Origin of the sequence: Brevundimonas sp. ZS04 (assembly GCF_001956865.1) — a bacterium.
In the GTDB taxonomy this organism is placed as follows: Bacteria; Pseudomonadota; Alphaproteobacteria; order Caulobacterales; family Caulobacteraceae; genus Brevundimonas; species Brevundimonas diminuta.
Genome location: NZ_MTHE01000009.1, coordinates 96,203 through 113,700, shown reverse-complemented (window position 1 = coordinate 113,700; position 17,498 = coordinate 96,203). Strand labels below are relative to the sequence as shown.

The following is a 17,498-nucleotide window of genomic DNA, read 5'->3' as shown; positions in this document are numbered from 1 at the left end:
AACTAGCTACGCTGGCCCAGCTTCGCCAGCGCCGTGAGGCGGGCGGCCAGGACGGCGACGGCGCCCGCCAGCAAGGGGCAGGCGATCAGCACCAGCAGATCGACCCAGGCCAGCGGTAGGGCCGGAGTCAGCCCGCCTTCGCCGCCAATCAGGCGTAGCCCGGCCAGCATCAACGCCGCCAGCCCCGCGCCCGCCGCGCCCGCGGTCGCGGCCAGCAGGCCGAAGCGTTTCTGGAACAGGGTGGCGACGGCGCCGTCCGAGGCGCCGTTGAGGCTCAGCGTTTCGATCACCGCGGCCTGGGCCGCCATGCCCGCGCGGGTGGCGTAGGCGATGGCCGCCGCCGTCGCCGCCGCGATCAGCAGGAAGGCGGCTCCGGCCAGGGCGGTGATCAGGCCCGCCGACCGCTCGACCTCGCCGCGCCACAGGCTGTGGTCGTCGACGGTGGCGTCCAGCCCGGCCTCGGCCAGGGCGCGGCTCAGGCTGGGGGCGCTGGCGGGCGCTTTCGGGTCCAGGTGGACGATGACCAGATAGGGCAGGGGCAGGTCGGGCAGGGCCGCCTCGCCGACCCAGGGGCGCAGCAAGGCTTCGGCGGCCTTGCGGTCCATCGCCTGGGCCTCGGCCACGCCGTCGACCCCGGCCAGGGTCTCGGCGGCGCGGGCGGCGGCGGCGGGGCCGGTCTCGTCGACGCGCGGGCGCACCTGCACGGTCGCCTCGGCCCGCAGTTGCCGCGCCCAGCCGTGCGCGGCCCGGTCGGCGGCAAGGGCGCCGACGGCGGCGATCGAGGCCAGGAAGCACAGCACGGCGATGACCACGACCAGCCAGCGTTCGCCGCCCGCCTCGCGCGGCAGCAGTTCGGGCTGGGCGCTGCGGAAGCGGCCGATCATGCGAGGCCCTCCGGCGCGGCGGGCGCCGGGCCGGGCGCGATCTGCGCCAGGCGTCCGCCTTCCAGCCGCAGCACGGCGGCGCCGCTGCGCTCGGCCAGGGCCTCGTCGTGACTGGCGATCAGCACGGTGGCGCCCAGTTTGTTCAGCGACTGGAACAGCCGCATCAGTTTCTCGCCCATCGGCCGGTCGACGCTGCCGGTCGGCTCGTCGGCCAGGATCAGGCGCGGGCGGGCCACCACGGCGCGGGCGATGGCGAGGCGCTGCTTTTCGCCGCCGGACAGGGTCGGCGGCAGGGCGTCCAGCCGCGCGCCTAGGCCGACCCAGCGCAGCATCTCCTGCACGTCGGCGGCGTATTCGGCCGGGCGCTCGCCTGCCAGGCGCAGCGGCAGGGCCGCGTTGTCGAAGGCTGACAGATGGTCCAGCAGGCGGAAGTCCTGGAAGATGACGCCCATGCGGCGGCGAAGCGCGGGAACCTCGCGGCGGGGCAGTTGGGTCACATCCTGGCCGAACAGACTGATTCGCCCCGCCTGCGGTCGCGCGGCCAGGGTCAGCAGCCGCAGCAGCGAGGACTTGCCCGCGCCCGAGGGTCCGGTAAGGAAGTGGAAAGAGCCGTTTGGCAGAGTAAGGTTAACGTCCCGCAGCACGGCGGGCCTGTCCGCATAACCGAAGCCCACGCCCCTGAGGCGGACGGCGTCAGGCGCGGAGTCAGGGTCGGCGGCGCGGCGGATCGGATCGGGCATCGAGTTTCGTATTGGACCGGGGCGTTGCGCCGCGACAGGAGGGGGCGATAAGCCTCGCAGTCAGCTGACATGATACTGACCTGCCCCGCCTGCGCCACTAGCTATTTCGTTTCCGACGAGGCGATCGGCCCGAACGGCCGTCGCGTGCGCTGCAAGGCGTGCGGCCACGACTGGCGCGCGACCCTGGAAGACGCCCCTCTGGAGCTGGAGCTGGAGCCGGCCGCCGCTCCGGCCGCTGAGGCCGAGGCCGCGCCGCACTATGACACCTTCGCCGAGACCCCGGCGCCGGAACTGCCCCGCGCCTTCCGCGCCAAGGCCGAGCGCAAGCGTCGCGTGCGTCAGGCGGCGGCGGCGGGGGCGGCCTGGGCGGCGGCGGCGGCCGTGGTGCTGGGCCTGCTGACGGGCGGCGTCCTGTTCCGCGAGGAGATCGCCCGCGCCTTCCCCCCGGCGGCGGGGGTCTACAAGTCGCTGGGTCTGGACGTGAACACCGTCGGGCTGGAGGTCGAGGCGCTGCGGGGCCGCACGACGCCGCACGATCCCGGCCGCACCCTGGTGTCAGGCGCGCTGCGCAATATTCGCGACATCGAAGTCGTCCCGCCGCCGCTGGTCGTGGTCCTCAAGGACGCCAAAGGCGCCACGGTGACGCGCCGCGTCCTGCGGCTGGACGGGCCGCCCATCCTGCCGGGGCAGGTTCAGGGCTTCGCCGTGGTCATTCCTGATCCGCAGGGGCGGGTGGCGGGATTGAGCGTCGACTATCTGCTTGAGGACGCGCCCAGGCCTGCCGCCAAGGCGTCCTCCAAGTCGACCTCCGCGCCGCGCGCAAAGACCTCGGACGACAGCGCCGTGCGGGAAGACGGCGGTCTGCGCCGCTGAGCGGTCTCGACCTTGATCCAGCCGGTTCGCCTCTCGACACCGCCCCCGTCCAGGCGGTATCGGCGGGGGCATGGCTGACATCCAAGCGACCCCCGCCCCCACGGTTCTTCTGTCCCAGGCCGAGATCGAGGCCGTCGTGGCCGATCTGGCGCGCCGCATCGCCCCGCATGTCGACGATGAGACGGTGGCCGCCGTCCTGCTGACCGGTGGGCTGTGGTTCGCCGCTGACCTGACCCGCGCCTTGGCGCGCGAGGGCCGCAACGTCCGTTTCGACGCCCTGTGGCTGGCCTCCTACGGCGACGAACAGACCAGCCGGGGCCGGATTGAGGTCCGCGCCCCCTATCAGCGCTCGCTCGATGGGCGGAAGGTGCTGATCCTGGACGACGTGTTCGACACCGGCCTGTCCCTGGCCGAGGCGGTGCGGATCACCAAGGAGGCGGGCGCGGCCGAGGTGCTGACCTGCGTCTTCGCCCGCAAGCCCTGGCCCAAGCCCCGTGCGCCCGAGCCCGACTTCGTCGGCTGGGAGGCGCCGAACCGGTTCCTGGTCGGCTACGGCCTGGACCACGCGGGCGGCATGCGCGGCCTGCCGGACATCTGCGCCCTGGACTGAGGCTTAAAGCCAGTCGGCCATCGGCTCGCGGGCGAACATTTGCTCATAGGTCGGGCGCGGACGGATGACGGCGTAGCGTTCGCCGTCGACCAGAACCTCGGCGGCCAGGGGGCGGGTGTTGTATTCGCCGCTCATCACCGCACCATAGGCGCCGGCGCTCATAAAGACGACCAGGTCGCCCGCCCTCAGCGGCGGCAGGTCGCGATCGCGCGCGAAGGTGTCGCCGGTCTCGCAGACGGGGCCGACGACATCGTAGGGCAGGGCGGCGCCCTCGACCGGGCGGACCGGCTTCAGGTCGTGGAAGGCGTCGTAGAGGGCCGGACGCATCAGATCGTTCATCGCCGCGTCCAGCACCAGGAAGCGGCGGCCGTCGGTCCGCTCGTTGACCTGGATGACGCGGCTCAGCAGCACGCCCGCGTTGGCGGCCATCAGGCGGCCCGGTTCGAAGGCGGCCTCGACGCCCAGTCCGTCCAGTACGCGCGCGGCCATGGCCACATAGTCAGCCGGAGAGGGCGTCGCCGTCTCGCCGTAATAAGGCACGCCCAGGCCGCCGCCGAGGTCGAGGCGGGTGACGTTGTGCCCGTCAGCGCGCAGGCTCTCCGTCATCTGGCGCAGCACCCGGAAGGCGGCTTCCAGCGGGGCCAGGTCGGTGATCTGGCTGCCGATGTGGCAGGCTAGGCCCACGGGCGTGACGTGAGGCGAGTTTGATGCGCGGGCGTAGAGCGCCATCGCCTCTTCGACCGGCACGCCGAACTTGTCGCCCGCGCCGCCGGTGGTGATCTTGGCGTGGCCGCCCGCGCCGATCTTGGGGTTCACGCGGATGGCGATGGCGGGCGCCGCGCCCTTGTCGGCCGCGACAGCGATCAGCCGGTCCAGTTCGGCCGAGGATTCGACGTTGATCTGGCGCACGCCGATGTCGATGGCGAAGGCCAGTTCGGCGTCGGTCTTGCCCACGCCCGAGAAGATGATGCGCTCGCCCGGAACGCCTGCGGCTAGGGCCCGGCGGATCTCGCCCTCGGACACGGTGTCGGCGCCGCAGCCGAGTTTCGCGAGCGTGGCCAGCACCGACAGGTTGGAGTTGGCCTTGACCGCGAAGGCGATCAGGGCGTCGCCCAGCGCGCCCTTATGCGCGTCGCACGCCTCGCGCAGCAGGCCGTAGTGACGGCGCAGCGTCGCCGAGGAATAGACGTAGGTCGGGGTGCCGACCGTCTCCGCCAGCGCCTCCAGCGAGACGCCCTCGGCGTACAGGACGCCGTCCTTGAGATCGAAATGGTGCACCGGCGGGGAGTCCAGTCAGAAGGTCGGAGCGAAGGCTCAGTTCATCGGCGGCGGCTTGCCGAACGGGTCGGACGTGCCGTTGTCGATGGGCATCTGGCGCGGCGGCAGGTTCTGCATCGCCGGCTCCGGCAGGTGCTCGGCCGAGCGGTCGCGGATGGCGCGCTCGGTCTGCTTCTTCGGCGTCGCGCCCTGCGGCGGTTCGAGGTCGGCCATGCGGCCGCAAGCCGAGAGCAGAAGGGCGGCGGCGCCCGCGAGGATCAGTGTCTTCTTCACAGACGTCTTCGTCACAGGCGGCTTCTCCAGTCGGCGATGCGCGCGCGGACCTGCTCCGGCGCCGTGCCGCCGAAGCTCTGGCGGCTGGCGCAGGAGGCTTCGGGCGTCAGCACTTCATACACCCCTTCGGTGATCCGGCCATCCAGGGCCTGCAATTCCGTCAGCGGCAATTCGCCCAGCCCCAGGCCCAGGGCCTCGGCCCGCTTCACGGCGGCGCCGGTGACGTGGTGCGCCTGGCGGAAGGGCAGGTTCAGTTCGCGCACCAGCCAGTCGGCCAGGTCGGTGGCGGTCGAGAAGCCCGCGCCCGCAGCGGCGGCCATCCTTTCGGTGTTGGGGCGGATCACGGCGACCATGGCGGTCATGGCCGTCAGCGCCAAGTCGAGCGCGTCAAAGGCCTCGAACACCGGCGGCTTGTCCTCCTGCATGTCCTTGGAATAGGCCAGCGGCAGGCCTTTCATCACCGTGGTCAGGGCGATCAGGGCGCCGTTGATGCGGCCCGTCTTGGCGCGCACCAGCTCGGCCGCGTCGGGGTTGCGCTTCTGCGGCATGATGGACGAGCCGGTGGTCAGGTCGTCGGGCAGGGTGGCGAAACCGAACATCGGCGTCATCCACACCACGATCTCTTCGGCCAGACGCGACAGGTGGCCCGCCGCGATCGAGGCGGCGGCCAGGCTTTCCAGCGCGAAGTCGCGATCCGATACGGCGTCGAGGCTGTTGGCCATCGGGCGGTCGAAGCCCAGGGCCTTGGCCGTCATGTGGCGGTCGATGGGGAAGGGCGACCCGGCCAGCGCCGCGGCGCCCAGCGGGTTCTCGTTCATGCGGGCGCGGGCGTCGGCGAAGCGCCCAGCGTCACGGCCGAACATCTCGACATAGGCCATCAGATGGTGGCCGAAGGTCACAGGCTGGGCCGTCTGCAGATGGGTGAAGCCCGGCATCAGGTCGCCCGCATGCTGTTCCGCCCGGTCCAGCAGGGCGCCTTGCAGATCTTTCAACTGCGCCACGGTGCGGTCGCAGGCGTCGCGCACCCACAGGCGGAAGTCCGTCGCTACCTGATCGTTGCGGCTGCGCGCCGTGTGCAGGCGCCCTGACGGCTCGCCGATCAGTTCCGACAGGCGCGCCTCGACGTTCATGTGAATGTCTTCATAGGCGTCGCGGAAGGGGAAGGAGCCGTCCCGGATCTCGCCCTCGATGACGTCCAGACCGCCCAGGATGGCCTCGGCGTCGGCCGGCTGGATGATGCCCTGCTGGGCCAGCATGCGACAATGGGCCCGCGATCCGGCCAGATCCTGCGCCCACAGGCGTTTGTCGACGCCGATGGAGACGTTGATGGCCTGCATGATGTCGGCGGGCTTGGCGCTGAAGCGTCCGCCCCATAGAGACTGCCCCTGAGCGGGGACATCTTGCTGTGGTTTGGAAGGCGTATCGGACATGAGCGGCTCTGGGCGGACTTGGGCGGGCGTGGCGACGTTCGCGGCGATCGGCGTGATCGGCGTGGGCGCGGCGCTGCTATACGTCAATCAGAAGGGCGGAAGCAAAGAGTCCGCACCTGCCGCAGCCGAGACTGTCGACCCGCAGTTGGCGGCCTTCGCCAAGGGATCGCTGGCGGCGCTGCAGACGCCCGCCTCTCAAGACGCCTTTCAGGCGGTGTCCGGCTATGTGTTCAAGAACGCCGACGGCGGCGACGTCCGCCTGGCCGACTTCGCGGGCAAGGTGACGGTGGTGAACCTGTGGGCCACCTGGTGCGCGCCGTGCAAGATCGAGATGCCGACCTTGGCGGCCCTGGCCGACCACTACAAGGCGCGCGAGGATTTCGCCGTCGTCACCGTCAGCATGGATGTGGAGAAGACGGCGGGTGAGGCGGGGGCCTTCATCGCCGAAAACGCGCCGCTGGAATTCTATATCGACCCAAAATTCCAGCTGGCCTTCGAGTTTCCGGGCAAGGGCGCCATGCCCCAGACCATTCTGCTGGATCGTCAGGGCCGGGTGCGCGCCGTCCTGACCGGCGAGGCCGATTGGGCCAGCGCCGAGGCCAAGGCCCTGGTCGATCACCTGCTGGCGGAGGCTTAAGCCGACGAAGGCCCTCCCTCCTGCAGGGGAAGGGAGGGCTCCGGTTGATGTCCTAGTTCTTGGCCGGGACGCGAGTGTCCGTGGCCGGATCGACGGCGCCGGGGCGGCCCTCGGCGGCGGCCTGAGCCTGTTTGTCTTCCAGCTTGTCGGCGACCTTGCCCGCGCCTTCCTCGACCGCCTGAGCGGCCTTCATGGCGCCGGACTCGACGACTTCGCCCGTCTGGGCGGCGACGTCTGCGGCCTTGTCGCCGGCGGCTTCGGCGTTGGCCTCGGCCTTCTGCTGTTCGGCCTGGGTGCAGGCGGCGGCGCCGAGCGCCAGGACCGAGGCTGCGGCGATGGTCAGCATACGGATACGCATGGGTGAAAGCCCCTCTGAGATTTGAACCTTGGCGTTAACGCCCCTGGCCCGCTGCGGGTTGCGAACCGCCTCAGTCCAGATCGACTGGCAGCGTCTGGCTGGCCAGCAGCCGTTCCGTCGTCTTCCAGTGGTCCGGCCCCTGCCGCTCGACCCAGGCCTGCACCATGTCCCGGCCCAGGCCGTAGTTGATGACATAGGAGCGGTAGGTCTCGATGAAGCTCAGCCGCTGCGCCGCCCGGTCGCGCGCGACGAGGTTGTATTTCTGCAGCTGGTCCAGCGCCGTCTCGCGGTCGATCCGCCCGGCCAGATAGTCGTCGGCCACCGTATACTCCGCCCGCGCCAGCTCGCGTGTCAGGGCCAGAAGCTGCGTCTGGGCCTCGGCCGTCGCCGGGTCCAGCCCCGCCAGCGGATACAGCACGCGCGCCTCGAACTCGGTACGCTCATGGCCGGGGAAGGCCAGGTCGATGCCGTAGTTGGCGCTGCCCTCGGCGATGAAGGACATGGGGCTGAACAGGGGATAGACGCTCATCTCGACCCAGCCCTTGTCCTTGACGAAGGTCTGCTCCAGCAGGGCGTTGTAGACGTGGTGGCCGGGATAGCCTTCGTGGCAGCCCAGATCGACGGCCCGGTCGATGTAGATGGGCAGGTCGGTGTTCACCTGGATCAGGCTGAAGGCGCCGCCCTTGAACCAGTTGTAGCCCGACCACGGCTTGTCGTTGACGAACTCCAGCGTGAAGGTCTCGCCGGCGGGCAGGGCCATATGGCGTTCCGTGCGCGCCTTGCACTCGGCGATGGCCGCGCGCATCACCGTATCCAGTCGGTCCTTGGGAATGACGTAGCGGGCGCGGAAGGCGGCGACCCGCTCGGCCAGCGGCCCTTCGCCGGGGACCAGGGCGTCGATGCGCGCCAGAACCGGATCATAGGAGGACAGCGGCCGCAGCTCCGGCCGCACCCCGAACAGGGCCTCGGCCTCGTCGGCGAACCCCAGCTTCTCGCCCTGCAGCATCCGCAGCCGCGCCGAGGCCGCCGAGACATGAGCCAGCAGATAGGCGCGGCGCTGGCGGCGCTGGTCGTCCAGTCCCCGTTCGGGCAGGGCCTCAAGGCGTCGGGTCAGGGCGGCCGCGCCTTCGGCCAACTGGGGCAGGGCGCGCGGATTGGCCTTGGCCGCCTCGGCCCATTCGGGCGGGCCGTAATAGGCGTCGACATAGCCCGGCTCGCGCTCGCCGATCTCCAGCGTCAAGGCGACATAGTCGCGGGCTACGGCGTCCAGACTGTCGCTCGCCGACTTCGGCGATGCGGCGCAGGCGGCCAGCAGGGCGGCGGCGCCCGCCAGGGCGGCGATGGTGATGACGCGCATGGATGCTCCCTCTCTTCAACCGGCACGCTAGGCCGTCGCGCGCCATGCGCCAAGAAGGGACGTCGCGCCGAGATTCAGGGATTGAGACGATCCGGCCCATGCTGTAAGCACCGCCGTCCGGCCCTCGCGCCGCGTACGCACCCGTAGCTCAGCTGGATAGAGTGCTGCCCTCCGAAGGCAGAGGTCACAGGTTCGAATCCTGTCGGGTGCGCCACTTCTTCAAGCATGATGCTGAATCCCTCAGGCGCGTGTATAATCACTGCGGTTGGACCCGATCTGAGAGCATTCGCATCGCCAATGCGGCGGGCTGATGCGTCCGTTCCACTAGCCGGACCTCGACAGTGTGTGCGACGGTCATGCCGGCTTGTGTCGCTCAGGACGGCGGGCGACATTCATCGTCGAACGATCGTCGCAGGTGGAAGGCGTGACTGAATCCGTAGCCTTGCTGACCGAGAGAGAGCGCCAATGCCTCCGGCTTGTCCATGCGCACTTCAACTCGAAGCAGATTGCGCGGGAGCTGGGCATTCGCCCGGGCACGGTGGACCGCCATTGCGAGAACGCGACCAGAAAGCTGCAGGTCGAGAACCGCATCGCCGCCGCGCTGGCCCTGGCGGCCCGTGAAGGCGTTGGGGGCGGTTCCCAATCGGGCTCGTTCCCAATACCCGCCGAGGGGCTGATCGCATCGACTGGGGGCGCCGAAAGGACGCCCTATGTTTTCGAGCAACGATCCCATCCCCACCCTGCGTTGGGGCGAGGCCGAAGCCCTCTTCATGAAGATGGCGACGACCTCCGCCAAGCGCCGGATGCTGCCTCTCCTCATGGAGGGGGCGCGCAAGCAGGCGCCGTTCCTGACGCCGAGCGGCGTGATGAGGGAGCTGGCCTATATCGCAGCGGCCATGTTGGACGTGAACTTCGCGCCGACCCAGTCGGACTCGGGCGTCTGGGAAGCATCCTCATCGTCTTCGGCGTCGCCGCGGCAGCCGCCTGGATCCTGACAGCCGCAGCCGGCGCCGAACAGTTCGCCTTCGTACTGCAGAAGCTGCGGTACGGCTCCTGAAGGTTCGCCGGCTTCAATACCGGAAGACATTGAACTGATGAAGAGAACCGAGCAGGCGACCTTGATCGCCTCGCGCATACAGCGCGCGCTCAAACGGGCCGAGGACGGGCAGGATCAATCGATCGAACGTCTCGGGGGCCTCGCCCAAGCCCTGACCCGCGGTCGAAAGGACGCGGGCCTGTCCGCCACCGTCGGCCAGCCGGCGTTTGACGCCCTGGCCAGGGCGATGGCGGCCCAGGTCGCCGCCCAGGCCGCAATGGTCGAGCTGCACGAGGCCCTCGCCAATGTGAAGGAGACGACGCGCTTCCGCGGCGTGCAACTGGTCGGCCTGGACAAGGAGGACCAGCAGATTCCGCGCAACGTCCGTCTCTCGCTCATCGAACGGGTGGGCTGAATCGTCTGTGGGTGGCATGGTGCGCCATGTCGCCCATTTTCCTGTTCACGATCATCCTGCTGGCCGTTGCGACGGGGCTCGCCCTCGTCCGCGGCGGCCCCTGGGAGCGCGCTGTGGCGATCGCCATCATCGTGGCGGGGGTGATCTCGGCCGTCGCCCCGTTCGATCATCGGTCGCCGCCCTGGTTCGCGATCGGAGCGGACGCGGGGGTGTTCCTGCTCCTTCTGTACGGCGTCGTCAGCAGCGGCCGTCGGTGGTTAATCGCAGCGGCGGGCTTCCAATTCCTGGTGCTGGCCACCCATTACGCCTTCGCCTCCAATCTGCAGCTGGAGCAGTGGGGCTATATCTCGGCCTACTATGTCTGGAACATCGGCGTGATCGGCTCTCTCATGATCGGGAGCCTCACGAGAAGGCGCAGCCGGTCGCGAGTTTAAGCCCGCGCGCCGCTGGGCGCTTGTTGTACGCCAGCGAGGGTTAGGGCGTATTCATCACGCGCCTACATTCTCCTTTAAGTTGTAAATATGATGATCGTCGCGTCATGAGGTGCGATGATGCGAAGCTATGCACGTATCCGGGGCGCAGAGCGCGAGGGCGCAGCGGCGGTTGAGTTCGCCCTTGTAGGGCCGGTGTTCTTCCTGCTGCTGGTGGGGATGATCGTCTACGGCGCCTGGTTCTGGATGGCGCATTCGGTCCAGTCGGCCGTATCCGAGGGCGCGCGGGCGGCGATCGCGGGGCTGGATGCCGCCGAGCGGGAACAACTTGCACGAGAGGTGGTCGAGACGCAGCTGAAGGATCTCGGCCTCAAGGCCGCCGACGCGGTCGTGGGGGTGCGGGCCGAGCCGGGGCGGGTCAGGGTGGAGGTCGCCTATGATGCGGGCGGTCATCCGCTGATGGCCCTGTCGCCGCTGACGGTGCCGCCGCCCCGCACCATTCGTCGCGCCGCCGTCATCCGCGTCGAGGAGAGCTGAGATGCGCCCGCGCCGCCGTATAAGCTGCTGGGGCGACGACCGGGGCGGGGTGGCCGTCATGGCGGCCGTGTTCGGCGCTCTGATCTGTATCGCAGCGGCCTTGGCGGTGGATGTGGGCTCCATGGTGCTAAAGGGGCGCGAGGTGCAGGGCGCGGCGGACCTGTCGGCCCTGGCCGCCGCCCAGACCCTGTCGCAGCCTTTGGCGCGGACCGAGGCCGCCGCCGCCGACACCGCCCGCGCAAATCTGGCGGATCTGGCGAGCGTGCGGCTTCAGCTCGGCGGCTATACGCCGGATCGTCGGTTGAAGCCCGCTGCACGCTTCACCCCTGGCGCGGCCCGCCCCAACGCCGCCCGCGTGGTTCTGAGCGCGCCGGCGCCGCTCTATTTCGGCCGCTGGATCATGGGCCGTGACAGCGTGACGGTGTCCAAGTCGGCGACGGCGGCCCTGCCGGGCGGCCAACCCAGCGCCATGTTTTCCATCGGCTCGCGGCTGGCGAGCCTGGACGGGGGCCTGGCCAACGCCCTGTTGTCCGGCCTGTTGGGAAGCCATGTGTCGCTGACGGTGATGGATTATCGCGCCCTGGCCGACGGGCGGGTCAATCTGCTGCAATTCTCGGACGCCCTGGCGGCGGAGCTGGGCGTCACCGCGGGCGACTATGACGCCTTGCTGGCGCATGAGGCCCAGACCGGCCAGGTGCTGAAGGCGTTGGAGGCCGTGGCCGGCTCGGGCGCCCAGAGCGCGCTGGGCAAGCTGACTCGCCTTCCGGCGAGCGCGACGGTGAAGCTGGATGAACTGATCGGCGTCGAGGCGGATGCGCGCGAAGGCTTGCGGCGCGGACTGAACGCCGAGGTTTCGGCCATGGACCTGTTGATGGCGACGCTGCAGACCGCCAATCAGGAGCGTCAGCTGGCCCTGGACGTGGGCGCCCGCACCGGGCTGGCGGATCTCGACGTCATGCTGGCCATCGGCGAGCGACCCAATCGCGCGCCCTGGCTGACCGTGACCAGCACTGGCGAGCCCATCATCCGCACGGTGCAGACGCGCCTCTATCTGAAGGCGACGGCGTTGGACAAAGTCCCGTTGGTCGGCCTGTTGGCGCAGGTCAAGGTTCCCATCCTGGTCGAGGCGGCCAGCGCCGAGGCGCGGCTGAAGGCGGTGCAGTGCCAGGGCGAGCCGCGTGTCTTGATCGAGGCGCGGCCCGGCGTGGCCCGCGTGCGTCTGGGCGAGGTCGACGAGAAGCGCCTGCGCGACTTCAAGTCCGAGCTTAAGGTCAGCCCGGCCAGGCTGGTGTCTGTGTTGCTGATCGCCGTCGAGGGCAGCGCCGATATTCAGGTCGCGGATATGGAATGGAGCGAGCTGCGCTTTACAGGGGCTGAGATCGGTTCGGCGCAGCCCAAGAGCGTCAAGGCCAAGGGGTTTGCGAATGGGCTGCTGACGACCCTGTTGCGGGACACCAAGCTGACGGCCCTGGGCATACCGCTGCACCTGGTGACCCAACTTCTGACGGCTGTATTGACGCCGCTGGGGCCGGTGCTGGACGGCGTGGTTCAGCCGCTGCTGGAGCTGCTCGGCGTTCGGCTAGGCGAGGCCGACGTCTGGGCGCATGGCGTGCGCTGTCCGAACCAGGGCGGCGTTCCGCAACTGGTCGGCTGAGATCAGCGCTTGGAAGGGGATCAGCCCTCGGCGGGACGCAGGCCGTTGGCGGCTTGCTGCACGGCGGCCGGGCGGCGTTGGCCGCCGGCGGCGATGACGCGGTCGATGCGGGCCTTCTCGGCGCGGAAGGCGGCCAGATCGGCGCCCGCCAGGACGGTGCCTTCCTGGGTCTTAATGCCGGCCGGATTGATCCGCTGGCCGTTGCGCCAGATTTCATAGTGCAGGTGCGGGCCGGTGGAGGCGCCGGTCGAACCGACGTAGGCCACGACCTGGCCCTGGGTCACGCGTTGACCGGCGCGCATGCCCGAGGCGAAGCGCGACAGGTGGCCGTAGCCGCTTTCCAGGCCGTTCGAGTGGCGGATGCGCAGCCAGTTGCCGTAACCGCCCCAGCGACGAGCCTCGACCACCACGCCGTCGGCGGGGGCCACGACCGGCGTGCCGGTGGAGGCGGCGAAGTCCATCCCCTGGTGCATCTTGCGATAGCCCGAGATGGGGTGGGTGCGGACGCCGAAGTTGGAGCTGACGCGACGGAAGTTCTGCAGCGGGGTGCGCATCATGGCGGTGCGCGTGTTCTTGCCCGTGGCGTCGAAATACTGGGCCGTCTTTGAGCCGGCGGGCTGGAAGCGGTAGAAGGCGTGGCCCTTCAGCTCGGCGTAGAGCAGTTCGCCGGTTTCCACCGTGCGGCCCGATTCCGTGACCGTGCGGTCGAAGACCAGGGTGAACTCGTCCGACGCGCGCACGTCGCGCTGCATGTCGAACTTGTGGGCGAACAGCTGGCTGGCGCGACGCACCACGGCCGAGGTGGCGCCCAGTTCGCGGGCGCTGGCCGACAGGGAGCGCTGCACCTTGTCGTTGGCGACGACGGTTTCCTCGGTGATCTTCTCGTCCAGCGAGCGCAGGCGAAGGGCGCCGTCGAAGCTGCGCGACACGGTCAGCTGGCTGGCCGGGCCGGTGCGCATGGTCAGGCCGATCAGGCGGGCGTCGCCCAGGCCGCCGCGCGGCTTGGACACGGCGGTTTCGAAGCGCAGGCCCGCCCGCATGTCTTTCAGGTCGAAGGCGCTGGCGACGGTGGCGGCCACGGCGCGGGCCTCGTCGGCGCCGATGCCGGTGCGGCGCACGGCCTGCTCGAAGGTCTCGCCGCGGCGAATCTGGACGGGGATGGCTTCCGGGGCGGTCATGCCGGCCGGCGCGGCGGCGGCGGCGTAGGCCTGGGCTTCCAGCGATTCGATCTGCGCCGCGGTCAGGGCCGGAACTTCCTCGGCCTTCACCTGTTCATATCCACGACCGGCCAGCAGGGCGATGCCCACAGCGGCGCAGGTCGTCAGCAGGTGCGGCGCGAGCCGGACAGGCTGGCGGCGAGGATCGAACTGAGCCATGGGTCCCCGGCAAGTCGGCGACGCGTTCCGCGCCAAAACAGTCGAATCTCGACGCGTTTGCCGGTCGCCCGACGAACGCGAAGCGAGCCGTATAGCCCGCACGTCCCATCTTGGGAAGATGGAATGTTACGATTGGTTAACGTGGCGGCGATGATGTGCAGTAATTTAGCGTTCTGCGTGAGTCTCACGCCAAACTTCGCCTTCTTGTAGTCGAGGTCGATTGGTAGTGGCGGAGGTGTCACGCCGCAGTGCTCATTCTGCAACGACTGTTGTTGTCGCGCATTCTGTGGCGTTGTTGCCCTTCCTGTTAAGTTGAACGCCGCGCCCCCTTGACCGACGACATCGCCACCTCAGGGTCCGACGCCGGACCCGATCATTCCTCTGGCGCGCCGTCCGGCAAGGGAAGGCCGCCGCGGCTGCGGCTGGCGGCCCGGACGCTGCTGATCTTGCTGGCCTTGCTGCTGGTGCTGGCGGCGACCCTCTATCTGAACCGGCGCGCGGCGGCGCGGGAGCTGTTGGTCGGCTGGCTGGACCGCAAGGGCGTCGACGCCGACGTCGAGGTCGAACGGCTGGAGCTCAACGGCTTCGTCGGCACGGTCTCCATCGGCGACCCCAAGAACCCCGACTTCAAGGTCGAGCGGGTCGAGGTCGACTACGCCGTGGGTCTGCCGTGGTCGAAGGCCGGGCTGGGGGTGACGCCCAGCCGAGTCCGTCTGGTCCGCCCGATCGTGCGCGCGGCGTGGAAGGACGGCAAGCTGTCGCTGGGCAGTCTCGATCCCCTGGTCGAGGAGTTCACCGGCAAGCCGCCCAAGCCGGATTCCCGCGCGCCCCTGGTCATCGTCGAAGGCGGCCAGGCGCGGCTCGACACCGAATACGGCCCGGTTCGCCTGCTGGCGGACGCGCGGATCGACGACGGCAAGCTGATGCGGCTGTCGGGGCGGATGCCCGCCGCCTCGCTCAAGAGCGGCGAGACCGAGGCGCGCGGCCTGGGCGGGGTCATTGAGGTGACGACCGTGGGCGACCGCACGGCGGTGAAGCTGGACGCCCAGGCCGAGCGCTTCGCTGTGGCGGGCGTCGGCGGGCAGGGGGCTGCGCTCAGCCTCAGCGGCGACCTGCCCTACCCGGACATGAAGACCCGGCGCGGCGACGGGCGGATCGGTCTGACCGCGCGGCTGACGGCGGATGAACTGGCCGGCGCCGGGACGACGGCGCGTCAGGCGGCGGCGACGATGAATTTCGCCGGGGCGGTCGAAGGCTGGCTCAACGCCTATAGCCTCAAGGGCGAGGCGAAGGCGTCGGCGACGGCGGACCGGCTTCAGGGCGAGGGTATGGAGGTTCGCCAGGCGGCGCTGGACCTCAGCCGCCTGACTCTGTCGACGTCGGGCGGGACGGAAGGCCAGGAGATGAAGTGGCGCGCGGCCTCGCCCCTGCGGCTGACGGCGGCGTCGGGCCGGTTCGGCGAGAACCGGCTGACCCAGGCGGTCGTCGCCTCGAACGCGATTCAGGCCGGGGGCAAGGGCGCGGCCTTCGAGGTTCAAGGGCCGGCGACCTTGACGGCGCGGCGGTTGGCGACCGGCGACGTGACGCTGGACGGGGCGCGGGGCCGCCTCGACTTCGACCTGGTGCGGGATTCCATCACGCGGATCAGCGCGACCGGCGCGCTGGGGGCGGATCGGGTTTCGGCGCCGGTGCTGGGCGCGCCGCTGGCCGACGATCTTCCGGAGCTGGCGGAGTTGAAGCGGGCGCTGGGCGCCTTCGCCCTGGACGCGCCTGAGGTGCGGCTGATCAGCGACAACGCCGGGGTCGAGCTGACCCTGCTGCGGCCGATCACCGCCCGCCCGGCCAACGGCGGCGAGCTGAGGCTGTCGGCGGCGACGGGGCCGGTCCTGTCCCTGACGGCGGGCGGCGCGACGCGCGGGGCCTTCAGCGTGGCGTCCACGCGCGGCGGCGGCCTGCCCGAGGCGCGCTTCGACGGCGTTGAATGGCGGCTGACGCCGGGCGGTTTCGCGGCGAAGCTGAAGGGGCAGGCGGCTCTGGACTTCGGTCCGGCGCGCGGGATCGCCTTCAGCACCCAGGGCGAACTGGCCTCGGCGGGCGGGCGCCTGACCTATACGGCGAGCGACTGCAGTCCGGTGACGCTGGACAAGCTCGACCTGGGCGAGAACTCGGTCGAGGCCGTGTCCGGCCGTGTTTGCCCAACGTCGGCGCCCTTGTTCACCGCCCGCAACGGCGCCTGGCGCGCTCAGGCGCGGCTGGCCGAGGTGGCGGCGACGGCGCCCGTCTTCGAGGTCGGCTTCACGGGCGCCGAGGGCGATCTGGTCGTCGACGGCGCGGCCAATGGGCTGTCGATGCGGGTGGGCGTCAGCAAGGCCCAGGTCGCGGATACGGCCGATCCGGTCCGCTTCCTGCCGCTTCAGGCCAAGGGCGAGGCGCGGCTGGCGGGCGACATCTGGACCGCCGGATTTGATCTCAGCCGACTGGACCACGCCGTCGGCCGCGTCGAGGTGCGCCACGACGTTCAGGCCGAAGCGGGCGGGGCGGTGATCTCGGCGCCCAGCCTGTCCTTCACCGAGCATGGGCTTCAGCCGGACGACCTCAGCCCGCTCGTCGCTGACTATGTGAAGTCGCCGGTCGAAGGTTCGGCCGGGTTCGAGGGGCGGTTCGACTGGGCGGCCGAGGGCGCGACCAGTTCGGGCGTCCTGACCGTGCCGGAGCTGGATTTCACCAGCCCGGCGGGCAAGGTCCAGGGGCTGAAGGGGCGAGTGGAGTTCACCAGCCTGACGCCGCTGATCACCGCCCCGAACCAGACGCTGACCGCCGACCGGGTGCAGACGGTGACGCCGCTGACCGATCTTCAGCTCTCCTTCGGCCTGGACGAAAAGACCCTGACCATCGGCGGCGGCCAGATCCAGGCGGCGGGCGGGCGCATCAGCGTCGAGCCTCTTTCGCTGCCGCTGACGCCGGGCGAGGGCTGGGGCGGGATAGTCGTGGTCGAAGGCGTGCAGCTGAACGAATTGCTGAAGAGCGCCAATCTTCAGGACAAGGCCGAGTTCGACGCCGTGGTGTCGGGGCGGCTGCCCTTCACCTATGACCCCAAGGACGGCTGGCGCATCGTCGGCGGCGTGCTGAACGGGGTGCGGCCCGGCCGTCTGTCGATCCAGCCCCAGGTGTTCGACGACCTGGCCGCCGGCGGCGGAGGCGAGACGGGCGTGCCGCCCAACACCATGCAGGATCTGGCCTATCAGGCCATGCAGGATCTGGCGATCAGCGACCTGACCGCCGAGGTCAACAGCCTGGACCAGGGACGGCTCGGCGTTCGCTTCCGCATCAACGGCCGCCACGATCCGCCGGAGCGCGAGCAGCTTCGCCTGACCTTCATGGAGTTGATCCGTCGCGACTTCCTCAACAAGAAGCTGAATCTGCCGTCGGATACGCCGATCGATCTGACGCTGGACACGACGTGGAACGCCAACCAGATCATCTCGGATCTGCTGGAATACGCCCGGCGCGGCGAAACGCCCGTGCTGACGACGGATGAAACGCCTTGAGTCGCGGCCGCGCTTTGTTCAGAACCCATTCACACGCCGCAGCGTTTAGTGGCGATGACTT

The 17,498-nt window shown here is 69.9% G+C and carries 17 protein-coding genes, 1 tRNA gene and 1 pseudogene; 11 read left to right on the top strand and 8 right to left on the bottom strand.

Going from position 1 to position 17,498, the window contains the following annotated elements:
* Positions 1 to 2 precede the first annotated feature (2 nt).
* Together BJP32_RS12460 and BJP32_RS12455 are read right to left on the bottom strand one after the other, a co-directional pair.
* Positions 3 to 884, bottom strand: coding sequence for an ABC transporter permease (locus BJP32_RS12460; RefSeq protein ID WP_046652374.1), 882 nt, complete (start codon positions 882 to 884; stop codon positions 3 to 5).
* The gene (locus BJP32_RS12455) at positions 881 to 1,624 is read right to left on the bottom strand and encodes a cell division ATP-binding protein FtsE (RefSeq protein WP_095046032.1); all 744 of its coding nucleotides are present in this window, start codon (positions 1,622 to 1,624) and stop codon (positions 881 to 883) included. Before BJP32_RS12455 ends, BJP32_RS12460 begins: the two co-directional genes overlap by 4 nt.
* 69 nt (positions 1,625 to 1,693) lie before the next feature.
* Here BJP32_RS12455 and BJP32_RS12450 point away from each other — a divergent pair, with 69 nt between their 5' ends.
* Entirely contained in the window at positions 1,694 to 2,497 is an 804-nt protein-coding gene (locus tag BJP32_RS12450; protein WP_052747979.1) for a DUF3426 domain-containing protein, read from the top strand.
* Positions 2,498 to 2,567: 70 nt separating this feature from the next.
* Positions 2,568 to 3,107: a phosphoribosyltransferase gene (locus tag BJP32_RS12445; protein ID WP_046652372.1), complete on the top strand. Its 540-nt coding sequence runs from the start codon at positions 2,568 to 2,570 to the stop codon at positions 3,105 to 3,107.
* Between the two features lie 3 nt (positions 3,108 to 3,110).
* Here BJP32_RS12445 and lysA read toward each other — a convergent pair whose 3' ends face one another.
* The 3 genes from lysA to argH are packed head-to-tail and all read right to left on the bottom strand — an operon-like array spanning position 3,111 to position 6,088.
* The gene (gene lysA, locus BJP32_RS12440) at positions 3,111 to 4,385 is read right to left on the bottom strand and encodes a diaminopimelate decarboxylase (protein ID WP_076224352.1); all 1,275 of its coding nucleotides are present in this window, start codon (positions 4,383 to 4,385) and stop codon (positions 3,111 to 3,113) included.
* A gap of 36 nt (positions 4,386 to 4,421) precedes the next feature.
* Complete coding sequence (locus tag BJP32_RS12435; RefSeq protein WP_046652811.1) at positions 4,422 to 4,658, bottom strand: hypothetical protein; 237 nt, start codon at positions 4,656 to 4,658, stop codon at positions 4,422 to 4,424.
* Positions 4,659 to 4,669: 11 nt separating this feature from the next.
* Positions 4,670 to 6,088 (bottom strand): argininosuccinate lyase, encoded by a 1,419-nt coding sequence (gene argH, locus BJP32_RS12430; protein ID WP_046652370.1) that lies wholly within the window; start codon positions 6,086 to 6,088, stop codon positions 4,670 to 4,672.
* On the opposite strand from argH, the gene BJP32_RS12425 reads away from it, so the two are divergent.
* Positions 6,087 to 6,725: a TlpA disulfide reductase family protein gene (locus BJP32_RS12425; RefSeq protein ID WP_046652369.1), complete on the top strand. Its 639-nt coding sequence runs from the start codon at positions 6,087 to 6,089 to the stop codon at positions 6,723 to 6,725. The genes argH and BJP32_RS12425 overlap by 2 nt on opposite strands.
* A 52-nt stretch (positions 6,726 to 6,777) precedes the next feature.
* Here BJP32_RS12425 and BJP32_RS12420 read toward each other — a convergent pair whose 3' ends face one another.
* The gene (locus BJP32_RS12420) at positions 6,778 to 7,083 is read right to left on the bottom strand and encodes a hypothetical protein (protein WP_040346247.1); all 306 of its coding nucleotides are present in this window, start codon (positions 7,081 to 7,083) and stop codon (positions 6,778 to 6,780) included.
* 70 nt (positions 7,084 to 7,153) lie between these two features.
* Positions 7,154 to 8,440, bottom strand: coding sequence for a hypothetical protein (locus tag BJP32_RS12415; RefSeq protein WP_083673989.1), 1,287 nt, complete (start codon positions 8,438 to 8,440; stop codon positions 7,154 to 7,156).
* A gap of 137 nt (positions 8,441 to 8,577) precedes the next feature.
* Here BJP32_RS12415 and BJP32_RS12410 point away from each other — a divergent pair.
* From BJP32_RS12410 to BJP32_RS12385, 7 genes and pseudogenes are all read left to right on the top strand, one after another.
* Positions 8,578 to 8,654 (top strand) — tRNA-Arg (locus BJP32_RS12410).
* A gap of 129 nt (positions 8,655 to 8,783) precedes the next feature.
* Positions 8,784 to 8,981, top strand: a pseudogene (locus BJP32_RS17910) (LuxR C-terminal-related transcriptional regulator); the annotation flags it as partial.
* A 169-nt stretch (positions 8,982 to 9,150) separates the two neighbouring features.
* Entirely contained in the window at positions 9,151 to 9,435 is a 285-nt protein-coding gene (locus BJP32_RS17705; RefSeq protein ID WP_003166225.1) for a hypothetical protein, read from the top strand.
* Between the two features lie 99 nt (positions 9,436 to 9,534).
* Entirely contained in the window at positions 9,535 to 9,891 is a 357-nt protein-coding gene (locus BJP32_RS12400) for a hypothetical protein (RefSeq protein ID WP_003166224.1), read from the top strand.
* Between the two features lie 26 nt (positions 9,892 to 9,917).
* On the top strand, positions 9,918 to 10,325 hold the full coding sequence (locus tag BJP32_RS12395) for a hypothetical protein (protein ID WP_003166223.1): 408 nt from the start codon (positions 9,918 to 9,920) through the stop codon (positions 10,323 to 10,325).
* 114 nt (positions 10,326 to 10,439) lie between these two features.
* Positions 10,440 to 10,859, top strand: a complete 420-nt coding sequence (locus BJP32_RS12390; RefSeq protein ID WP_112999565.1) for a TadE/TadG family type IV pilus assembly protein — start codon at positions 10,440 to 10,442, stop codon at positions 10,857 to 10,859.
* A 1-nt stretch (position 10,860) separates the two neighbouring features.
* The gene (locus BJP32_RS12385) at positions 10,861 to 12,513 is read left to right on the top strand and encodes a TadG family pilus assembly protein (RefSeq protein ID WP_076224349.1); all 1,653 of its coding nucleotides are present in this window, start codon (positions 10,861 to 10,863) and stop codon (positions 12,511 to 12,513) included.
* A gap of 20 nt (positions 12,514 to 12,533) precedes the next feature.
* Here the strand turns inward: BJP32_RS12385 and BJP32_RS12380 are convergent, their stop codons facing one another.
* Positions 12,534 to 13,889, bottom strand: a complete 1,356-nt coding sequence (locus tag BJP32_RS12380; RefSeq protein WP_046652356.1) for a M23 family metallopeptidase — start codon at positions 13,887 to 13,889, stop codon at positions 12,534 to 12,536.
* 329 nt (positions 13,890 to 14,218) lie between these two features.
* Between BJP32_RS12380 and BJP32_RS12375 the strand changes: the two genes are divergently transcribed.
* On the top strand, positions 14,219 to 17,437 hold the full coding sequence (locus tag BJP32_RS12375) for a YdbH domain-containing protein (protein WP_233126832.1): 3,219 nt from the start codon (positions 14,219 to 14,221) through the stop codon (positions 17,435 to 17,437).
* The last annotated feature ends 61 nt before the right edge of the window (positions 17,438 to 17,498 follow it).

What these genes read in the sequence shown, in the direction of transcription:
- BJP32_RS12460 (WP_046652374.1), bottom strand. Translation starts at nt 884, where the DNA reads ATGATCGGCCGCTTCCGCAGCGCCCAGCCCGAACTGCTGCCGCGCGAG.
- BJP32_RS12455 (WP_095046032.1), bottom strand. Translation starts at nt 1,624, where the DNA reads ATGCCCGATCCGATCCGCCGCGCCGCCGACCCTGACTCCGCGCCTGAC.
- BJP32_RS12450 (WP_052747979.1), top strand. Translation starts at nt 1,694, where the DNA reads ATGATACTGACCTGCCCCGCCTGCGCCACTAGCTATTTCGTTTCCGAC.
- BJP32_RS12445 (WP_046652372.1), top strand. Translation starts at nt 2,568, where the DNA reads ATGGCTGACATCCAAGCGACCCCCGCCCCCACGGTTCTTCTGTCCCAG.
- BJP32_RS12425 (WP_046652369.1), top strand. Translation starts at nt 6,087, where the DNA reads ATGAGCGGCTCTGGGCGGACTTGGGCGGGCGTGGCGACGTTCGCGGCG.
- argH (WP_046652370.1), bottom strand. Translation starts at nt 6,088, where the DNA reads ATGTCCGATACGCCTTCCAAACCACAGCAAGATGTCCCCGCTCAGGGG.
- BJP32_RS12420 (WP_040346247.1), bottom strand. Translation starts at nt 7,083, where the DNA reads ATGCGTATCCGTATGCTGACCATCGCCGCAGCCTCGGTCCTGGCGCTC.
- BJP32_RS12415 (WP_083673989.1), bottom strand. Translation starts at nt 8,440, where the DNA reads ATGCGCGTCATCACCATCGCCGCCCTGGCGGGCGCCGCCGCCCTGCTG.
- BJP32_RS17705 (WP_003166225.1), top strand. Translation starts at nt 9,151, where the DNA reads ATGTTTTCGAGCAACGATCCCATCCCCACCCTGCGTTGGGGCGAGGCC.
- BJP32_RS12400 (WP_003166224.1), top strand. Translation starts at nt 9,535, where the DNA reads ATGAAGAGAACCGAGCAGGCGACCTTGATCGCCTCGCGCATACAGCGC.
- BJP32_RS12395 (WP_003166223.1), top strand. Translation starts at nt 9,918, where the DNA reads ATGTCGCCCATTTTCCTGTTCACGATCATCCTGCTGGCCGTTGCGACG.
- BJP32_RS12390 (WP_112999565.1), top strand. Translation starts at nt 10,440, where the DNA reads ATGATGCGAAGCTATGCACGTATCCGGGGCGCAGAGCGCGAGGGCGCA.
- BJP32_RS12385 (WP_076224349.1), top strand. Translation starts at nt 10,861, where the DNA reads ATGCGCCCGCGCCGCCGTATAAGCTGCTGGGGCGACGACCGGGGCGGG.
- BJP32_RS12380 (WP_046652356.1), bottom strand. Translation starts at nt 13,889, where the DNA reads ATGGCTCAGTTCGATCCTCGCCGCCAGCCTGTCCGGCTCGCGCCGCAC.